The organism is Anabaena sp. 54 (genome assembly GCF_017355725.1).
GTDB lineage: Bacteria > Cyanobacteriota > Cyanobacteriia > Cyanobacteriales > Nostocaceae > Dolichospermum > Dolichospermum heterosporum.
On sequence record NZ_JAAVWA010000038.1, the window covers coordinates 1 to 19,800 of the forward strand.

At 35.9% G+C, this 19,800-nt stretch carries 21 protein-coding genes; 14 read left to right on the plus strand and 7 right to left on the minus strand.

Annotated features, from left to right (window positions below; translation table 11 throughout):
- Positions 1–68: 68 nt before the first annotated feature.
- Positions 69–1,088: an amidohydrolase family protein gene (locus tag HEQ36_RS22860; protein ID WP_233455522.1), complete on the minus strand. Its 1,020-nt coding sequence runs from the start codon at positions 1,086–1,088 to the stop codon at positions 69–71.
- A 225-nt stretch (positions 1,089–1,313) separates the two neighbouring features.
- Between HEQ36_RS22860 and HEQ36_RS22865 the strand changes: the two genes are divergently transcribed.
- From HEQ36_RS22865 to HEQ36_RS22875, 3 genes are read left to right on the plus strand one after another with little or no spacing between them, the layout of a single operon-like run.
- Positions 1,314–2,063 carry a ParA family protein gene (locus HEQ36_RS22865; RefSeq protein WP_168636493.1) on the plus strand — a complete coding sequence of 250 codons (750 nt, stop codon included), beginning with the start codon at positions 1,314–1,316 and terminating at the stop codon, positions 2,061–2,063.
- The gene (locus HEQ36_RS22870; protein WP_168636492.1) at positions 2,063–2,974 is read left to right on the plus strand and encodes a ParB/RepB/Spo0J family partition protein; all 912 of its coding nucleotides are present in this window, start codon (positions 2,063–2,065) and stop codon (positions 2,972–2,974) included. The genes HEQ36_RS22865 and HEQ36_RS22870 overlap by 1 nt, the downstream gene beginning before the upstream one ends.
- A gap of 33 nt (positions 2,975–3,007) precedes the next feature.
- On the plus strand, positions 3,008–3,508 hold the full coding sequence (locus HEQ36_RS22875) for a hypothetical protein (RefSeq protein WP_168636491.1): 501 nt from the start codon (positions 3,008–3,010) through the stop codon (positions 3,506–3,508).
- 387 nt (positions 3,509–3,895) lie between these two features.
- Here the strand turns inward: HEQ36_RS22875 and HEQ36_RS22880 are convergent, their stop codons facing one another.
- The 3 genes from HEQ36_RS22880 to HEQ36_RS22890 form a co-directional block, all read right to left on the minus strand.
- Complete coding sequence (locus tag HEQ36_RS22880) at positions 3,896–4,783, minus strand: IS982 family transposase (RefSeq protein ID WP_053540817.1); 888 nt, start codon at positions 4,781–4,783, stop codon at positions 3,896–3,898.
- 234 nt (positions 4,784–5,017) lie between these two features.
- Positions 5,018–5,860, minus strand: coding sequence for a nucleotidyl transferase AbiEii/AbiGii toxin family protein (locus tag HEQ36_RS22885; protein ID WP_233455521.1), 843 nt, complete (start codon positions 5,858–5,860; stop codon positions 5,018–5,020).
- Positions 5,861–5,897: 37 nt separating this feature from the next.
- Positions 5,898–7,118 (minus strand): RNA-guided endonuclease TnpB family protein, encoded by a 1,221-nt coding sequence (locus HEQ36_RS22890; protein WP_168636490.1) that lies wholly within the window; start codon positions 7,116–7,118, stop codon positions 5,898–5,900.
- A 403-nt stretch (positions 7,119–7,521) separates the two neighbouring features.
- On the opposite strand from HEQ36_RS22890, the gene HEQ36_RS22895 reads away from it, so the two are divergent.
- The 8 genes from HEQ36_RS22895 (at position 7,522) to HEQ36_RS22930 (ending at position 16,125) form a co-directional block, all read left to right on the plus strand.
- A complete protein-coding gene (locus tag HEQ36_RS22895) occupies positions 7,522–8,409 on the plus strand; it encodes an IS982 family transposase (RefSeq protein WP_168634808.1) in 888 nt (295 codons plus the stop codon).
- Between the two features lie 390 nt (positions 8,410–8,799).
- Complete coding sequence (locus tag HEQ36_RS22900; RefSeq protein ID WP_325064619.1) at positions 8,800–9,069, plus strand: helix-turn-helix transcriptional regulator; 270 nt, start codon at positions 8,800–8,802, stop codon at positions 9,067–9,069.
- 129 nt (positions 9,070–9,198) lie between these two features.
- Positions 9,199–10,347, plus strand: a complete 1,149-nt coding sequence (locus tag HEQ36_RS22905; RefSeq protein WP_168636489.1) for a beta-ketoacyl-ACP synthase III — start codon at positions 9,199–9,201, stop codon at positions 10,345–10,347.
- Between the two features lie 102 nt (positions 10,348–10,449).
- Positions 10,450–11,487, plus strand: a complete 1,038-nt coding sequence (locus HEQ36_RS22910) for a fatty acid desaturase (protein ID WP_168636488.1) — start codon at positions 10,450–10,452, stop codon at positions 11,485–11,487.
- A gap of 284 nt (positions 11,488–11,771) precedes the next feature.
- Entirely contained in the window at positions 11,772–12,764 is a 993-nt protein-coding gene (locus tag HEQ36_RS22915; RefSeq protein WP_168636487.1) for a fatty acid desaturase, read from the plus strand.
- 161 nt (positions 12,765–12,925) lie between these two features.
- Positions 12,926–14,254 (plus strand): ABC exporter membrane fusion protein, encoded by a 1,329-nt coding sequence (locus HEQ36_RS22920; RefSeq protein ID WP_168636486.1) that lies wholly within the window; start codon positions 12,926–12,928, stop codon positions 14,252–14,254.
- Complete coding sequence (devC, locus tag HEQ36_RS22925; RefSeq protein ID WP_168636485.1) at positions 14,244–15,416, plus strand: ABC transporter permease DevC; 1,173 nt, start codon at positions 14,244–14,246, stop codon at positions 15,414–15,416. Before HEQ36_RS22920 ends, devC begins: the two co-directional genes overlap by 11 nt.
- Positions 15,417–15,441: 25 nt before the next feature.
- Positions 15,442–16,125 carry a DevA family ABC transporter ATP-binding protein gene (locus tag HEQ36_RS22930; protein ID WP_168636484.1) on the plus strand — a complete coding sequence of 228 codons (684 nt, stop codon included), beginning with the start codon at positions 15,442–15,444 and terminating at the stop codon, positions 16,123–16,125.
- 123 nt (positions 16,126–16,248) lie between these two features.
- On the opposite strand, the gene HEQ36_RS22935 is transcribed toward HEQ36_RS22930, so the two are convergent.
- A complete protein-coding gene (locus HEQ36_RS22935; RefSeq protein WP_290708509.1) occupies positions 16,249–16,521 on the minus strand; it encodes a hypothetical protein in 273 nt (90 codons plus the stop codon).
- Between the two features lie 222 nt (positions 16,522–16,743).
- On the opposite strand from HEQ36_RS22935, the gene HEQ36_RS22940 reads away from it, so the two are divergent.
- Positions 16,744–17,124, plus strand: a complete 381-nt coding sequence (locus tag HEQ36_RS22940) for a hypothetical protein (protein ID WP_290708511.1) — start codon at positions 16,744–16,746, stop codon at positions 17,122–17,124.
- 45 nt (positions 17,125–17,169) lie between these two features.
- On the opposite strand, the gene HEQ36_RS22945 is transcribed toward HEQ36_RS22940, so the two are convergent.
- Positions 17,170–17,625, minus strand: coding sequence for a zinc ribbon domain-containing protein (locus tag HEQ36_RS22945; protein WP_168635408.1), 456 nt, complete (start codon positions 17,623–17,625; stop codon positions 17,170–17,172).
- 77 nt (positions 17,626–17,702) lie between these two features.
- Here HEQ36_RS22945 and HEQ36_RS22950 point away from each other — a divergent pair, with 77 nt between their 5' ends.
- On the plus strand, positions 17,703–17,942 hold the full coding sequence (locus HEQ36_RS22950) for a phage integrase N-terminal SAM-like domain-containing protein (protein WP_290707839.1): 240 nt from the start codon (positions 17,703–17,705) through the stop codon (positions 17,940–17,942).
- A gap of 55 nt (positions 17,943–17,997) precedes the next feature.
- Here the strand turns inward: HEQ36_RS22950 and HEQ36_RS22955 are convergent, their stop codons facing one another.
- Positions 17,998–19,017, minus strand: a complete 1,020-nt coding sequence (locus HEQ36_RS22955) for a transposase (RefSeq protein ID WP_053537527.1) — start codon at positions 19,015–19,017, stop codon at positions 17,998–18,000.
- Positions 19,018–19,222: 205 nt separating this feature from the next.
- Between HEQ36_RS22955 and HEQ36_RS22960 the strand changes: the two genes are divergently transcribed.
- Positions 19,223–19,795, plus strand: a complete 573-nt coding sequence (locus tag HEQ36_RS22960) for a site-specific integrase (protein WP_290707873.1) — start codon at positions 19,223–19,225, stop codon at positions 19,793–19,795.
- The last annotated feature ends 5 nt before the right edge of the window (positions 19,796–19,800 follow it).

The following is a 19,800-nucleotide window of genomic DNA, read 5'->3' on the forward strand; positions in this document are numbered from 1 at the left end:
TATTACTGATTGTTTGATGATAGCATCAGTGTTTTATAGGAATCGCTTTTTGGGAAAAACTTTTTGGTTTACTGATTGATAGGTTTGACAGGAACAAATGGTAACAAAGTTGACCCTGTTTTTGCTGTTAATATTCCCTGACAATAGGTAGCCAACACCGTGAAATCTTGTAAATTATCAACAACAATCAAATCTGCACTATCACCAATTTGTAGTAGTCCCACATCCAAATTGTAATGTTTGACGGGGTTCACACAGGCAATTTCCAGGATATTCATCACATCATGACCTAATGCCACAGCCCGTTTTACCAGTAGATTAATGTGTCCTGTAACTAAATCATCAGGGTGTTTATCATCGCTACAAAACATACAATCTGCTGCATGGGAGTCAATCAAACTGTGCAGGGCATCAAAGTTTTTAGCTGCTGAACCCTCCCGGATCTGTATCTTCATTCCCAATGCTAATTTCTCTAGAGCTTCATTTAGTGTGGAACATTCATGATCAGTGGTAATTTGAGTAGCATATTTACGTAATCCCGTACTAGATAACCCCGGTGCGTGGCCATCAATGGGTAGTCCCAGACTTTGCGCTAGATGAATTTTGTCCATCATTTCTGGACTATCTGCCAAAACCCCCGGTACATTCATCACCTCACTCAGATAAGAAATACCATGTTTAACCAGTTGACGGAAATCGTTTACCGTCAGTTTTGCCCCGGCAGTTTCAAACTCGGTAGCGGGGACACAAGCAGGAAAACCAAAGGCTATTTTCAAGGGAGTCTGGGCGGCATTGTCTACCATGAATTCCACACCCTCTAAACCCAGCACATTGGCGATTTCGTGGGGGTCAGAGACAGTTGCCACCGTACCATGCACCGTCGCTAATCGGGCGAATTCAGTGGGTACAAGCATCGAGCTTTCGATATGAACATGAGCATCAATAAAACCAGGAAGAATGTACTGTGAGTATTGCCCCTGGTCCTGAACTATGGTTTGAATGCGTCCATCTGTGATGTGAATAGTACCGGGGAAAATGCGACGGTGGAGAACATCAACAATGTTGCCAGAGAGTGTCAAGTTATTCATAATATTACTGATAAATCACAACCGTAGATAGACTTTTAATTACAGAAAAATGTTATTAATTAGAGTAACTGAGACTTTCATTGATTTATAGCAACCGCCAACGTGGTTAGGACATTAATTGATCATTAAATTCCGTCCACAAAAAGGTTTTACTCTGACCCCTGACTCCTAACTCCTGACTCCTGACTCCTGACGATTACCTGTAAACCAAGCACTGCAACTACTGTGACTAAAATTATAGCCATTTTCAATCAAGCCGGTGGGGTGATGAAAACCAGTCTGACGATGAATTTGGGTTATCATCTCTCCCTCAAACATAAAGTTTTACTGGTGGATACTGACCCCCAGGCATCCCTGACAACTTTTATGGGACTTGAACCCCATGAACTGGAAGAAATCGTTGCTGACTCACTGCTCACACCAGAGACTAAATTACCAATTCATACTGATCTACACGGTATGGATTTAGCCCCGGCTAATATTACCCTCAGTGCGGTAGAATTACAACTCTCTGCGGTTATGGCCAGGGAACTACGACTCAAACAAGCTTTAGAACCCATTTTAAATAACTACGATTTCATTTTGATTGACTGTCCTCCCTCTTTAGGTATCCTCAGTATTCTCGGACTCTGTGCTGCTACTCATGTTTTAGTGCCAGTTCAGACTCATTACAAAGCATTCAAGGGAACGGAGTTATTATTGGATAGCATCAAACAGGTGAAGAAACATATCAATCCGAAATTAGCGATCGCCGGATTTGTGCCAACCTTGTACGTAAACGCCAACCAAGACAAAGTGATTTTGGAGGCTTTGGAACAGCAGTTATCACCACTAGCTAAAGTTTATCCGAAGATACCCCGTGCCACAGCTTTTGCGGATGCAGTGATGAATAGTCAACCCTTAGCTGTATATGACCCCAAACATCCAGCGATCGCAGTTCTGAAAAAGATCGCCTTGGGGATGGAGAAACTGTAATGGTCAAGAAACCTTTAGAACTCCCAAAAATGCGTGGTGTGGAAGATTTGTTGAGTATGGATGTGGAATCAGAATCACCAACTGCCACTGTTAATATTGATAAAATTCGTTTACCTGCTCAACAACCCCGACGGTATTTTGACCCTGAGAAACTCAATCAACTGGTGCAGTCAGTTAAAGAACACGGGATTTTACAACCTTTGTTGGTGCGTGCTGTTAATGGTGAATTTGAGTTAGTCGCTGGTGAACGCCGACTCCGGGCGGCCAAAGAAGCGGGGTTAACAGAAGTACCGATTATCACCAAGGAATTATCTGACCTCCAAACCCTGCAAATCGCTTTACTGGAAAACCTGCAACGGGAAGATTTAAACCCAGTTGAAGAAACCGAGGGGATTTTAGAACTACTCTGTATGGAACTTGATGTAAATTCTGGTGAGGTGATCTCAATTCTCAATCAAGTTGCCAACGCCAAAAAACGAGGATTAGAACTGACGGAAAACGTTTCCCGTCAACTGGAAATTATGGAATCTGTGTTGTCAGGTGTGGGGAGATTCAGTGCTGAAAGTTTTCGGACCAGTCGTTTACCATTATTGAATTTACCCGATGATGTATTGGAAATCTTGCGGCAGGGTCAACTAGAATACACCAAAGCCAGGGCGATCGCTAAACTCAAAGATGACGGTGAACGTAGGGAACTACTGGATAAAGTTCTTAATGAAAATCTATCTTTAAGTGAGATTAAGCAGTTAGTAAAGGAATTAACCCCAGGGAAAATCACAGCCAAAGAAACATTGAATGCTAAATATTCCGAGATTGGTAAACGGTTGAAGAATGCTCAGGTGTGGGAAGATGCTAAAAAAACCAAAAAGCTAGAGAAATTGTTGAGTGATTTAGAACAATTGTTGGAATAGAAACCCAGAAATAATCAAAACAGGAGATGCACTATGGCGAGAAAGTCTAAGGATTTTAAAGATTTGATGAAACAAAAACAGAGTTCCCAAGATAAGCAGAAAAACCTGGAAGCACTTAGAAAGAAGATGGTAGAGGGGGGATTTGGGGAATTGGCTGCAAATATACCGATAGAACCCAAGGGCGCTCCAAAAATGTCAGAAATTCTCCAACAGTTCGTTGCTCCGTACTTAGATAATGTACACACATCAAAACGACGTAAATCATTATTTAGTTTGGCTGTGATAGCCTGGAATGCGGCGGTGATGCCTGAATCTCAACAAAAAACAACACTTGATACTTTCTTGGAACAACAGTTATCAAATCAGGATGCAGAAACTCAACAGGGGGTTACACAAATGATTGCTGAACTAATTGCTAGAAAACATCAGCATTTTTCTGATAATAAATATTTTATTCTGGACTTTCAAATTACAGAAACAGGACAAAGATATGATATCTCTGTGGCTTCAACTTTGTGGGAAAATCCTCAATGAATTATGACTGTAGCACCTATGTCACACAATTTTCTTAGAAAAGAGTAGATTTGTTTGTGTTTGCCGCGAAGAAAAGCGATTAAATTAATTGTCATTCCCAGTCTTGTCTAGATTCGCTAAATGTTCTAGGTGTCTTGTTTAAATTAAAATCAGCCGCCATCAAATCAATACCATCAATAATTTTACTGGGTTCGGCAATTCCCAAAGCCGCAAAACATTTGTCTCACCTGAGTTCGATGTAAATAAAAAGTCTAAAAGTACGTAACAGCAACAGTTCTGTCAATAAGTATTGGTTATTGAGAATTAAAGCCCACGCCAAAAAGTTCTCAAAAAATTAATTTTTTGAAATGTATTTACTATTAGGTAATATTGATATTTAATTGGTAATTAAGCTAATAAAACTGGTAAGGTTTCAATTTCATTTTCATCAAATCTTAAAGAAGGTTTTTTAGGTTGCCAAGTATAAGCTATTATTGCAGCAACAACATTAACCATGAAATTAGTAACACTTCGATGTCGAGAATGAGCAAGTTGTGAAATATTTTTGAGTTGGTCATTAACAGTTTCAATTAAAGAGCGTTTTCGGAGCATTAATTTCTCCTCCAGGGACAAGAGCTTATTCCGCATATTTTTCTTGAAAGGAGTGATTAATTTGAGTCCATTAGACCAAAGTTCAAGCCAGAGTTTTTGAGAAATATATCCTTTGTCTCCAAATATTTTCCCAAATAAGTTCTTAGTCAAAGTGGGAACAGGTTTTCGGTCATCTGTATTTCCAGGAGTAATTTGAAACGCAAGTAACTCTCCTTGATCATTAATAATCAAATGAAGTTTAAACCCAAAATACCAACAAATAGAACTTTTCCCCCAGCCAGCTAAATCTTTAAAGACCTTATTTGTCTTGGCTCTTTTAGAATGACAAATGGGAATAGAGGTACTATCAATAAAACTTATACCTGTATTGAGTCCTTTTCGTGTATTCAGATAATACATCAAGGGAATTAAAGCATTTGGCATTAATTCAACAAATCTTTGATAACTCACTAAATTGGGAAATTCACCTTGGCAATATTTGAAGATATGTTTCAGGTAATAATCTTTAAAATTGCGGTAACTAGAGCGATGAAAATACACAATTATTGTCATAATTTCACTTAGACATAATCGGCTGGGTCTAATTCTTTTTTTTATTTGGGATGGGATAAGTTGAGCTTGAAACATTGGCTCAAAATAGGTACAAAAATCATCAATTTCACAGAAAATAGTTTCTAATTCCATGAGTTATAATCATTAATTTTCTTTAATTAAACCTCTTCTATTGTCCCTAATCTGAGGTACTTTGAGTTTGTATTCAAATAGTATTCGTAATATAAATTTAGATTTTGTTATGAAAATTTACTTAAATCTAGGCTGGTTTCCTATTAATTCTCAATAATTAAGGCTTATTGAGAATATAGGCTCTTTCCAGAAAAGCCTCTAACCCTTTTGAATACTCATTTTTAGCTGGTTTTCTTACATCGAACTCAGGTTGTCTCGATAATTGGGGTGATTTTGGAAAAAGGCGATCGCTTTTTTTAAAGGTTCAATTACAGGATAAGCTGATTCTGCCTTCTCAATAGCTGCTTGAGGAATAGGAGAATTGAGCCTTTGCATCGCCAAATCAATTAAATCTCTCGACTCTACCGAGGAATCATTCCATCTGTCAGAATTGGCTAAAAGTTTTTCCGCAAAACTATCAATTTCATTTAAGCATGGGACAGGCGACCAACTGGGATAATCTGCTTCTCCCAATTCAATCCGTCCTTCCATAATTATCTCAAATTTAATCAAAGTTTCATCAACTACAATGGCAAATCTTACTCCGTACTGGTCAGCTTTAATTTCTCCGGGTAGGTTGAGATTATTTTGAGTCTTAAAAAGAGCATTATATTGATTTTCAGCTATTTTTTGTCGCAGTAATCGGTAGCCAGTACCAGTGGAACAGAGAAAATCTATATCCTTGCTTAATCTATATTCCCCATGATTTAAACTAACCAGAGTCCCACCGCCAAAATACGCGCCACACTCTAATAAAAAATTAGCATTTAATTGATTAAGAACAATTAAAATTTTTTGATGAAATTCCCTTTCAAACATTTTTGCTCCTAACCATGAATGATAATATTCAGCTAATTGTTGCACAAATAAGGCTTCTATTTGGCTCAAGTCGCCTAAAACTCCCCGGTAGTGCCACCCTCGTTCATATATTCTCAGCATTTCTAAAGGAGTAAGATTTTCTATATCTTCTCTTTGCCAACATAATTTTTCTAGAAACGGTAATTTCTCTGGAGTTTTAATTTGAGGTTTAATTAACATTGGGGTTATAGTTGTAAAAAATATAGACAAATATCTTTTACTTTGAAAGTGTTACCTTGACTGGGGAAACTACAATCCCCTTTATCCCATCTGCAAAAGCATTAGGGATTGCTTTTCTGAGAATATTTAGTGATCCATTTACATCTGCATTAACTAAAATACCTTGAGCCGATTTATAAAGACCACGTTTAATTCTCTTACCGCTAAAAGAATGGTTTTCCCCTTTTTTATATGTTGGGAGTACATCTTGATCTAAAAAACTAGATTTAGATGTGTAGCTTTCTTCGGTGATAATTACAGATATTCCCTCTAATTCTGCTTTATAGGTCAACTGTTCAATAAATCTGGTATGTGGTATTTGAGTAAAATTTTGGTTATTTTTAGAACCTATATTCAGTTCTTGTTTCCAACCTTCATTTTTGCCAATTACCAAAGTACCTATATTTAATTCAACCAATTTATTGATTAAATATCTGCTGGCTTTATGCAAGTAGTCATCAACCTTAAAATTGCGTTTTATACAAAGATTCTGTAATCTTTTTGAAGTTGTAGTTTTGAGAATAGCCTGTAGTTCAGCTTTCTTTTTGTTAAAAAAATGATTAATGGATTTTAACGGTCTGCCATTGATCAAGAAAGGCAAGAAAGGTATTAAACCTGCTTGATTGAAAGTTACAGTAGCCAAATTATTTAATCCTAAATCAATACTGGCAATTCTCTTATTATCTACCTGTTTTGGTTTTTCTTCTTGATGATAAATCACCTCAATAACATAATGATTAAGTTTGGGAATAATCCTCACTTGTGCTATTTTTTTAGCTTGAGTAGGGAAAACTATCTCAGTCTGGCTAAGTTTAATAAGTCCTTTGCATAGAAATGGTTTGGATAAAGCCTGTATAGTATACACTAAAAGGTTTCTCCCATTTTCCTTATGTTTGTATTTAGGTAATTTTGGTTTACCCAAAAACTTAGATGGGTTTTCTTGATAAGCCTTTTGTGCTTGAAAAAATGCTTTCCAGTTCTTATCTAAAATCATTAATATTTGCTGACTTACTTTCGCTGGTAGATTTTTATAATCAAACTGACTTTGTAATAGTTTTTGGGTCTGATTATAATTGAGAATTTCACCAGTTTTAAAGAAGGATTGCCTAATTAAGTAGTTGGCAACATTATAGAGATTTTTAGAAAGAAAGCAAAGCCTATCAATTTCTCTGTAATGTTTATGAGTTTTTTTGATGATGTGTCTTTCGGTTAGTTGCATTCATCCTCCTGAAGACATTCTATAATACACTCTGTTTTCCGAGTCCGTCTTCTAATTGAGTAAAGTCTTGCACAAAAAGAAGTAATAATGGAAACAAAATCGTGCATTAAATCATCAGTCCTTTCTGTTGCTAAATTAACAACTCCTTTGTTACCTGAGTTCGATGTAAGAAAACCAGCTAAAAATGAGTATTCAAAAGGGTTAGAGGCTTTTCTGGAAAGAGCCTATATTCTCAATAAGCCTTAATTATTGAGAATTAATAGGAAACCAGCCTAGATTTAAGTAAATTTTCATAACAAAATCTAAATTTATATTACGAATACTATTTGAATACAAACTCAAAGTACCTCAGATTAGGGACAATAGAAGAGGTTTAATTAAAGAAAATTAATGATTATAACTCATGGAATTAGAAACTATTTTCTGTGAAATTGATGATTTTTGTACCTATTTTGAGCCAATATTTCAAGCTCAACTTATCCCATCCCAAATAAAAAAAAGAATTAGACCCAGCCGATTATGTCTAAGTGAAATTATGACAATAATTGTGTATTTTCATCGCTCTAGTTACCGCAATTTTAAAGATTATTACCTGAAACATATCTTCAAATATTGCCAAGGTGAATTTCCCAATTTAGTGAGTTATCAAAGATTTGTTGAATTAATGCCAAATGCTTTAATTCCCTTGATGTATTATCTGAATACACGAAAAGGACTCAATACAGGTATAAGTTTTATTGATAGTACCTCTATTCCCATTTGTCATTCTAAAAGAGCCAAGACAAATAAGGTCTTTAAAGATTTAGCTGGCTGGGGGAAAAGTTCTATTTGTTGGTATTTTGGGTTTAAACTTCATTTGATTATTAATGATCAAGGAGAGTTACTTGCGTTTCAAATTACTCCTGGAAATACAGATGACCGAAAACCTGTTCCCACTTTGACTAAGAACTTATTTGGGAAAATATTTGGAGACAAAGGATATATTTCTCAAAAACTCTGGCTTGAACTTTGGTCTAATGGACTCAAATTAATCACTCCTTTCAAGAAAAATATGCGGAATAAGCTCTTGTCCCTGGAGGAGAAATTAATGCTCCGAAAACGCTCTTTAATTGAAACTGTTAATGACCAACTCAAAAATATTTCACAACTTGCTCATTCTCGACATCGAAGTGTTACTAATTTCATGGTTAATGTTGTTGCTGCAATAATAGCTTATACTTGGCAACCTAAAAAACCTTCTTTAAGATTTGATGAAAATGAAATTGAAACCTTACCAGTTTTATTAGCTTAATTACCAATTAAATATCAATATTACCTAATAGTAAATACATTTCAAAAAATTAATTTTTTGAGAACTTTTTGGCGTGGGCTTTAATTCTCAATAACCAATACTTATTGACAGAACTGTTGCTGTTACGTACTTTTAGACTTTTTATTTACATCGAACTCAGGTGTTAGCATTCCGTAAAAATCGCTCTTTGGGAAAAACTTTTTGGTTTACTGATAATTACTTGTTTATCAATATCTCTGTTTTAATATCTAACTTTTGGCAGATGACAATGGGCTTACTTGGTGCGTATTTCGACTTTATACAGTTCAAAAATAAGTAAAAACGAAAATCAGTAAATTTTCTTAAAATTAGCGGCTTTTGCTATTGCTTTTATTTTGAAATGTGCTTATTATGTCAAAAGACATATTACTCGTTACATCAGGCATGAACCAGATGTTAAAAAGACCATTGCTGGTCAAACAACCCGAAATTGGGGGGCTAATTCGGGAGTTTCGCCTGTTGACTGGACTTACTCAAGAACAGTTCGGAGCTTATCTAGGTGTGACTTATGGCACTATTAACCGCTGGGAGAATGAGCGATCTAAGCCTTCACCTATGGCTATAGTCTACTATACCCCTGTCACAACTTCTGCATTTTATTTAATCCACATTCCTTGTTAGAGAAATATTGTCGTTCAGGTTGTGACTGAAATACCGAGGTTTCCACCGCAAGCACGAGAGAGGCTGTAAATGTACATCTTACGACTGCACACCATATAAATCAATACGATTCATGATGGAGTAGATACTATGTCAGACGCATATATTAACGGGATTGGTGTATTTTTACCCAATCAGCCTGTTACCAATGATGAAATTGAAAATCTTTTAGGGATGCTTAATGGTAAACCTTCTCGTTCCAAAAAGCGCATCCTGAATAATAACGGGATCAAGACTCGTTATTATGCCATTGATCCGGTTACAGGTAAGCAGACTCATAATAATACTCAAATAACGGCGGAAGCAATCCGAAATCTGACTAAAAAAGTCAATTTCTCTTTGGAGGAACTTGATTGTCTAGTCTGTGGGACATCGGGTCCAGATCAGCTTTTCCCCCATCATGGACTGATGGTTCATGGAGAACTAGGCTTTCCTTCTTGCGAAGTCGCTAGTACGGCAGGAGTCTGTTGTGCTGGAGTAGCATCTTTTAAGTATGGCTATATGAATGTATTATCTGGTTTAACCAAGAATGCTATTACCACAGGTTCGGAGCTAGTTTCTAATGCACTTCGGAGTGTTTATTTCCAGCCAGAAATTGACACAAAAGTAGCCGAACTCGAGAGGAATCCTACTCTTGGTTTTGAAAAAGACTTTATCAGATGGATGCTTTCTGATGCTGCCGGAGCAATATTAATTGAAAATACTCCTCGTCTGGAAGGGCTTTCCTTGAGAATTGATTGGGTTGAGTATATTTCCTATGCCAATGAATTAGAATCTTGTATGTATATGGGCTGTAAAAAACTTGAGGATGGATCTTTAAAAGGCTGGCGAGAAGTTGACAATCCTGATCAAGTTCATCAAGAGAGTTATTTTGCGGTACAACAAGATGTTAAATTATTGGGAGAAAATGTAATCTCTTATGGGGGTAAAGGACTATCAAGCGTTCGAGAAAAACGTAACCTAGATGCTGATAAAATCAGTTGGTTTTTACCTCACTACTCATCAGAATTTTTCAGGGAGAAAACCCACGACATTATTGCTAAAGCTGGTGTTCCTATTCCTTATGAAAAATGGTTTACTAACTTAACCACAAAAGGCAACACTGGTTCAGCATCTATCTATTTAATGTTAGAAGAACTCCTATATTCAGGAAAACTACAAAAAGGTGAAACAATCTTCTGCCTTGTTCCTGAGAGTTCGCGTTTTTCTTATGGATATATACACTTAACTGTTGTGTAAGGGTATTTCCAAGAAAGAATTTATCGATAAAAGTAGAATATAATCTTGATGACTCAGGAGACAGAAGTAATTGGATAAATTAGCCTCAATAAGGAGTAATCAATGAAAGAATTTACCATTCCTAAACCAGCGGAACAAGTGATTCCGCAAGCCAGCAACTTATTCAAGGCAGGTTTATTTGTTTCCTTGATGTTCGGATCTTTTTACACAGCACAAATAACGGCGAATCAATTAGATGTTTATTTCTCCCTTTCCCAAAATCCAGTTTATCTAGTCCTGAAATGGTCAGTAATCATTCTGTTAGCAATTTTTAACTGTATGTTGTTAACAGGTATTGGTGTAGTTGCTCACGAAGGGATTCATGGCATTTTAGTTAAAAATCGCTTTTGGAATGAACTATTAGGGGGTTTATTATCTTCCTTAGTAATGACACTACCTTTTTATGCTAACCGCCAGTTCCATTTAACTCATCATCGTTATACTCATCAATCTGGACTAGATCCAGAAGAGGCGTTGCATAACCATTCCTTTATAGTTGCTTTTGTTTTTGGTGGTTTAATTGCTCTCTATCAACATTATAAAATTGTCGCAACTAATCTATCAGGGTTTGGGTCAAATAATTGGAAGCAGGGGTTAAGAGGACTAAAAGATTTAGGTTTTATTGGATTTTCCTTAGCTTTCTATCTCTACCTTTTACCTTTTTTAGGGATGTCTCTTTGGTACACATTTGTCCCTACATTGTTATTCGTTCCTTTGGTTTATTCTTATCGATCATTATGTGATCATTATGCCTTTGTACCTGCCCTTTCGCCTGCGGAGCTAAAAAATTCCGAACCAATTGTCTCAACAGATGAAGAAATACAAGACCCGACATATAACAAGTATCAAGTTGATAGCTGGGTAGTATTAACAAATCCTTTAATGAATTGGTGGTGGAGTCACATCAATTATCAACAAGTACATCATCGTTATCCTTATCTATCACACCATTATTTACCTCAAATTTATGAAGTTACTAAGCATGAACAACCCTATGCGGTAGCGAAAGGATATTGGCGTTGTTTGTTGTACAACTCTAAATTGAAATACTATTCTAAACCTGAAGAAATTGAACCTTTCATCATTCAACCTTCTGCTTAGATATAGCCAAATATCGTCAGGAGTGATTTGATGATTAAACTCACTCCTGAATAAGATCGCTATCCCAATTTATCTCATCATTATCTCCTAAAAATCTTTGAAGCAACCTGTAAGAAACATCCTTATTTTGTCTTTCAGTCTGTTCCATAGAAATATCATAGTGATTTAGAAAAGATTAAGCCATTCTTCAATCAAAATGATGAATTACTGTCTGAAGTAGCTCACTAAAATCCAATGATTGTTCTTTAATATTGTTTGATTTTTTCTGACTTGGATATTAACTTATGACGACAACATACACAATTCCTAAATATACAGAACAGGTTATACCTAAAAAAATGAATCTGTTCAAATCCTTAACTTTATTCGCTCTAATTTTAGGAGGGTTTTGGTTAAGCCAGTGGGGAGTAAATTTCATTGACAGTCGATTTTCAAGTCTACCTAATAGTTCTGACGAATTGCATCTTTTCTTAAAGTGGACTTGGATTTTGGGTTTAGCAATAATCAATGCTGTTCTCGCCATGGGATTAGGTATACTGGGTCATGAAGCTGCTCATAAAGGATTATTTAAGAATCCCCTTTGGAATGACTTTTGTGGCGGTATTTTTATATCCTTTTTGTTAATTCCCTTTTACTCTTTCAAGGAGTTTCATTTAACCCACCATAGTTATACCCATATACCGGGTAAAGATCCTGAAGAACCAGTTAATAATCACTCTGCTTTCTTTGCTTTAACAATTGGTCCACTTATTGGCTTAGGGATTCACTATAAAACAGTTGGTGAATACTTGTTAAGTAACAATCAAAAAATACGCGGTCAAGGCTTAAAAGATGTCGGTTTTATATCTTGGATATTTATCTTTTATTTTTATCTAGTTCCCTTAACCCATCTTTCCCTTACTTATACAGTTTTTCCTTTGCTAGTATTCCTTCCTTTTGTTTTTATGGTTCGTAATGTTTGCGAACACCATGGAATCCCCGCTCAAACTGTAAATAATAGCAAATCCGAATTGAAAGTTGATAGTTGGATGATCTTAGGTAATCCTGTGATGGATTGGCTATGGAGCAATAGCAATTACCATCAAGTTCATCATCGTTATCCCTATTTACATTATCGCTATTTACCCGAAGTATTTACTGTTACTAAGAATGAGCAACCCTATATTGTTATCAATGGATATTTGGTGGCTGTTTTTCGGGCTTTAAGTCAAAAATACTATGGTAGAGATACAGATATTCAAGGTGTTTCCCTTTCCAACTCAAAGGTTCAATCTTAAGTTGTTTTGTTCAAGATCATTTTAGTTAGTCTCATAAAGAGCGAATTGAAGCCTTATAAGGATGTGTGTTTGTTAAATGTAGCTATAATTTTCTACTTTGATCTGATTCCTCTGTTAGGATTTATCTTAACTCTAACTTAAAAACTCAATTTTGTATTTAGATGAAGTTAAAAATTTTAACTCAATCAAAAAAACGGTGGTCATTAGGGCTAACAATCATCCTATTGACTGCTATAAGTATGGGAATAGTTTATCGTTTTATGCTCTTAAAAACTAAAGGTAAATTAGATATATCATATTCGACACTGGCAACTTCTGATTCGGCTAAAGTACCACCATCTGTTTCGGCTTTAGGGATTTTAGAACCTCAAGGTGAAGTAGTTAGTTTATCTGCTCCTGCTTTCGCTGAAGGTGCTAGAGTAGAAAAATTGCTAGTTAAAGAAGGAGATAACGTAGAAACTGGTCAAGTTATCGCCACTCTTGACAGTCTTCCTCGTCTAGCAGCAGCAGTACAAAAAGCAGAGGCTCAAGTCCTAGTTGCCGAAGCAAAACTTAGACAGATTCAGACAGGAGCTAAACAAGGAGAAATCAAAGCTCAGAAGGCAACAATTAAAAACTTGCAGGCTGAACTAGAAGGACAGATTCTCGCACAAGAGGCTACGATTGAAAGGTTGAAAGCTCAGTTAAAAGGAGAAAAAGAGGCTAAACAGGCAGAAATTGAACGTCTAAGAGCTGAGATGGATAATGCCAAAACTGAATGTAGGCGGTATCAAGTTCTTTATCAAGATGGTGCAGTAACCACTTCCCAAAGAGATATAATCTGTTTAGCTGACAAAACAGCAGTCAAGCGGGTTATTGAGGCTGAAATTAACCTAACGGAAATTATGCTAACCCGTCAAGAACAAATCAATGAAGCCCAAGCCAATCTTAAACGTACAAAAATAACCTTAGCTGAAAAGCAAACAGAAGCAAAAGCAACCTTAGAAAAAATTGAGGAAATTCGTCCAGTGGATATATCTTTAGCAGAAGCTGAACTCAAATCTGCCGAAGCATCATTGAAACAAGCTAGGGCAGAACTTGATCTATCCTATGTTAAGTCTCCTCTCATTGGACAAGTTCTGAAAATCAGGACTAGGCCAGGAGAATTGATCAGCAATAAAGGCATTGTCGAACTGGGACGAACAAAACAAATGTATGTTAACACAGAAGTTTATGAAACTGATATTCATCGCGTAAAACTTGGTCAGGAAGCTACCATTATCAGCCAAGGTTTCCCTGGAAAATTAAAAGGGACAGTAGCAGAAATTGGTTTGGCGATTGGTAAAAAAGATATTTTAGGAACAGATCCAGTTGCTGATATTGATGCGCGTGTAGTCGAAGTTAAAATTCACCTTGATTCAAATTCTAGTCAACAAGTTGCTAATTTAACGAATTTACAAGTTAAAGTTCTGATCAATACGTTCAAGAAAACTCCACAGAATGATTTTTAAAATATCAACGGCTTGGTTACAATTAAAACATGAAAAAATCCGCTTAATGGTGGCAATTGGAGGGATTAGCTTTGCCGTAGTCTTGATTTTTATGCAGCTTGGTCTTAGAGTAGCATTGTTTGATAGTGCGGTAGCTTTTTATAGTAAACTAGAAGCGGATATCTTTTTATTGAGTCCTCGTTCAACAGCTTTAATTGCGATGGAAAATTTTTCGGAACGTCGTTTAGATCAAACTCTAGCCTTTCCTGAAGTAAAAAATGTTATTCCTATCTATTTAGGATTTGCCCAATGGAAAAATCCTCAAACCAGAAACTACTGGCGTAATATTTATGTAATTGGCTTTGAATTAAATAAAAATGTCTTTAATTTGTCTGGTTTTAATAATAATTTAGATAAGCTTAAAGAACCAGATATGGTTCTATTTGATGCGAAATCTCGGACAGAATTTGGTCCAATTGTTGAGTTATTTAATCAACAAGGAAAGGTAGAAACTGAAATTGGAGATCGGGGTCCAAATAATCGTAAAATTACTGTAGGAGGATTGTTTGAAATAGGAACATCTTTTGGTTCTGATGGTAATTTAATTACCAGTGATTTGAATTTCTTGAGAATTTTTATCCAACGAAAAAAAGGATTTATTAATCTAGGAATTATTCAATTACATCCCGGTTATAATCCCGAACAAGTTATTCGGAAGCTCAAGGATTATTTACCTCCCGACATCAGAGTAATGAATCGTCAAGAATTGATGGACTTTGAAAAAGAATATTGGAATACAACAACTCCCATTGGTTTTGTCTTTACTTTTGGGGTGATTTTAGGTACTATTGTTGGAATTATTATTGTTTATCAAATTCTTTATAGTAACGTCTCAGAGCATTTAGCAGAATATGCAACCCTGAAAGCTATGGGTTATAAACATAAATATCTTCTGACAGTTATTTTCCAAGAAGCTCTGATTTTAGCAATTCTTGGTTATATACCAGGTTTTTTAATCACACTAAGTATGTATCAAGCCGCACAACAAGCAACTAGACTGCCCATAACAATGGAAACAACGAGAGCTTTAACGGTTCTATTTTTAACTATTCTCATCTGTTTTAGTTCTGGGGCAATTGCTGTTAGAAAACTACAGGACGCAGATCCAGCAGATATATTTTAGTTAAATTAAATGTCGGGGTAAACTGATGTCAAAAGAAGCAACTGTAATCATTAATTATTTGAATCATTATTATGGGAAAGGTTCATTACGTAAGCAAGTTTTATTTGATATTAACTTAGAAATAAAAGCGGGAGAGATTATTATTCTGACTGGGCAATCAGGATCTGGGAAAACAACCCTAATTTCTTTAATTGGCGGATTAAGGTCGATCCAACAAGGGAGTTTACAAACTTTAGGACAAGAATTATACCGAGCAAATGAAGAAAAGATGGTCAAGGTAAGACGACAAGTAGGCTATATTTTTCAAGCTCATAATTTGTTAGAATTTATGACGGCAAGAGAAAACGTACAAATGTCTGTCGAACTTCATGACCATTTGACGAATGTACAAGCTAAAGCTAAAGCTGAAATGATGTTAAAAGAAGTAGGTTTAGAACATCGAATTAACTATTATCCACGGGATCTCTCCGGTGGACAAAAACAAAGAGTAGCAATTGCTAGATCACTGGTGAGTAATCCCAAATTAGTGTTAGCGGATGAGCCTACAGCTTCCTTAGATAGTCATACTGGTCGAGAGATAGTTGAACTGATGCAAAAATTAGCTAAAGAACAAGGATGTACAATTTTGTTAGTCACTCATGATAATCGTATTTTAGATATTGCAAATCGTATCTTAGATATGGAAGATGGTAGACTTAAGATAAAATAACCCTTTTTAGTCACTTTCGGCAACACAAAATTTGAAACCTTTATTTTAAAACGCAGCAATCGCCAAAAATCACATCGAGCCGCAATGGACAATAACTATATGCTCACTGTTCTTGCCGCTTGTCTATCCCAACATCATGATACCTCTGAACCCTTTTGTCAATAGCGTTTGAGATGCGCTTACCCTGAAAAAGATAGTCCAGATATCAGTAAACCAAAAAGTTTTTCCCAAAGAGCGATTTTTACGGAATGCTAACGCTATTGCTACAGACGAAGCAGGCATCAACAACAAAATACGATAGACATTTATGTGATATAAAATACTAAATACATAAGAAATAGTTATAGTAATTTGCACTGGGTCAAAATATGAAATGATGAATGTAGTGTGTAGCATATTGGTTGAAAAAATTGACTGTTTCATCTCTAACAAAAGCCACGCAGGGCGAATCTACAGAAGAACTCGTTTTAACCGACTCAGAAACCCAAGACGCAGGTTATTCAGTGTTTAGTAGAAAATTTTTCGATTGAAACGCAAGGAGCCTGTGACCAACAAACTTTATTCGAGATTCTGGTTAAAGCAGCCAGCACTGGAGACAGTATTGAAAACACAGCTAAATTGTTAAAAAATATTCCGACAGCTAATGATATTAGATATCATCTCAATAAAATTAATAATTTTGAGGAATTAGAAGCGCAAATAAATCAAGCATTAAAAAGTCGAATTCCTTTAGGATTAAAAAAGGGGTGTTTAAAAATAGCGATTGATTTAAATTTAATTTGTTATTATGGTAAACCAACACCGTCAGAATTACCCTACATATATCGAAGTGAAGCTAAATCTGGTACTAATTCATTTTACGCCTATGCCACTTTATACGTTATTAGTAATAATAAGCGTGTAACTCTGGCAATAAGAGGTGTTCGCCAATTAGATACTAGTGTGGCTTTAATTACTTATTTATTAGCAGAACTTGGTATTGAGCCGAGATACGTGTAAAAACCTGCAAGATGGTCTGGAAACGCTTACTGTGTCTAGCTTTCATCAATTTTCACCCCCATCCTTATAAGGTTTTCCACACAGAGGACAAAACTTATACCTCAACGACACCACCAACTCACCACAATTGGCACAACTAGACCGTAATTGCGTACCGCATAGATAACAAAACCTAGCCCTAACATTACCCCACATTAAATCCACAACACCACCAGGATTCCAACATTGGGGGCAAAACTTAATCGCTGCCATTGCCAGAACCTCTTCTCCCCTGACAACAGCCTGCAAATACTCAACAGGCACAGAGAAAGCCAAAGCAAGACCGCTGAGAGTTTTATGGCTGAGTTTCCTTGTCAATCCCCGTTCAATCTTCCCCACAGAACGAGAATGAACACCAGCCGCATTCGCCACCTCAAACTGAGTTAAATTGAGTTCCTTTCTCATCCGCAAAACATAGTCGGACAGAGATTCTCCGGGTTTGGGAGTTTTAAAAGTATCCATAAAACGCTGCCAATATTTCTCCCTAAAACATATATAATTTAGGAATAAATAACCTTGCTAAAAACACACAAATTTCCGTGAAGCAAGCTGTCACATTAGCCACCGTTGCCGTCAAATTTTTAGAACGGACTGGACTAGCACCCAGTACCATAAAAACCTACGAACTAACCCTCTTAAACTTCCTGGCAGAGTATGGAAGTTGGCCAATCGAAATAATCAGTAAGCAAACATTAGTAGAGTATCTAGATAGCCTCTCACATTTAAAATACACAACCCACCACAAGCATCAAGCAATACTACAAAGTCAGAAATGTTGAATAGCGTAATAAAACTTTACATATTGAAATAAACTTAGCCTATAAGTGCTATTTTTCATCTTATCCAAATAAGTTTTCTAAACCAATGAACATAACTTATTTCCTGACACATATAGGACTGAAGATAACGGAGCTTATCTAATAAAGTTTTGCCAAATTCTTGCGGTATTTCTATTAGTTGCAATATCAAATAAGCGATTAAACAGCACATTATCTGAATTCTAATTCCATTCTCATTCTTTGTCATAAGTCTGTCTAACTTGAGGTGCATTTTTAAGAATTTCCATAACAATTCAATTTGCCATCTTTGTATGTAAATTTCCATAATCTCTTGATTACTAACTTGCTCTTCTCCTTCATTTAATAAGTTTGTTGCTAAACGAAATTCACTCTTAGTTTCTATATCACAAAATGCTACTACTCTAATTTCCACTTCTCTTTCATCTTTGCCAACTTTACAATTACCATTTTCTAGCATTTCTAAAGTGACATTATTTTTAATTCTTAAGACAAAAGCTTTATTTTTTTGTTGTTTTAATTCAGATATTCTTTCGGAGGATGCAAATCCTCTATCCATTATCCCTACTCCTTTTGACGGAATTGCTTCTACTGTTTCTTGTCCATATTTATGGTCATGTCCTTGCCCAAAATGAATCACCATTCCACCAACTTCTGATGTCAAACTATCTAACCCACAAAATAGTTTTACTTGATGATATCCTTGACTCCATAATAATTTACTTGTTAATGTAATAATTGTTGAATCTATAGGAAATAATGCTTGGGTTTCTTCCTTTCCTTTTTTCTTTCTCAGTTGATTGTTTAATTCAGTTATTATCTCCAAAAATACTTGAGTATCTCTCTTTTTACTTGCCTTGGAAAAATTTGATATTTTTAAATCTATCCCTTGATTATTTAGTCTTTGAAATAAATCTCTCATACTCACTATACTTTTATCCATGACATACTGTAACCACACTGATACAAATGAAAATGTGTCCAGAACTGGATAATCTTTTTTGGGCAATGGTTTCAATATTGTTTTGACCACTTCTGGGAAATTCTTTAAGCGCATAATTTGATAATTCTTTATCTAGATTTTTTTAGATTGTATCAAATTATGGTACTTTTTTTTAATCTTTTCCTAACATTCAACACTTCTGCTACAAAGTCTATTTAACTTCGCCGTCCAACAAGATTATATAAAAATCAACCCAATTCACGGATTAAAACAGCGTTCCCCACAACGAGAAAAAGGTGAACATAAAAGTGATACTCCTATAAGATATCTAACATCAGACCAGCTAAATATCCTCTATACAGCAACCAAAGATAACCTGCGGCTGTCAGCAATAATTCATCTATTGCATCGCACAGGATGCAGAATAGGAGAGCTTTTAGCCCTGAATTTATCAGACATAGATATCAAAAATCAGAAATTTCAGGTATTGGGAAAAGGCAACAAACAACGGTGGTGTTTTTATAGCAATGATGCCGCCCAATCACTAAATAAATATTTCCAACACACACGACATCAAAACATCAACGCACTGTTCACAGCACAACATCCAGTTACCCTCAAAGTCAGTAGAATTAGCTATCATACATTGCATGATTATTGGCGAGAAATTACCAGCACAAATCCCGAATTAACCGGGGTACGTATTCATGATTTACGCCATACTTATGCTACAGAACGAGTAGGATTAATCAGCATAGAAGAATTACGCTCACTCATGGGACATGAAAGCATTCAAACCACATTACGCTACCAGAAAGTTACCTCCCAAAAAGCTGAATCAGCCGCCCGTCACGCCTTAAATATGCTGATTAATCCAGAACTACAAAGCTGAACTGA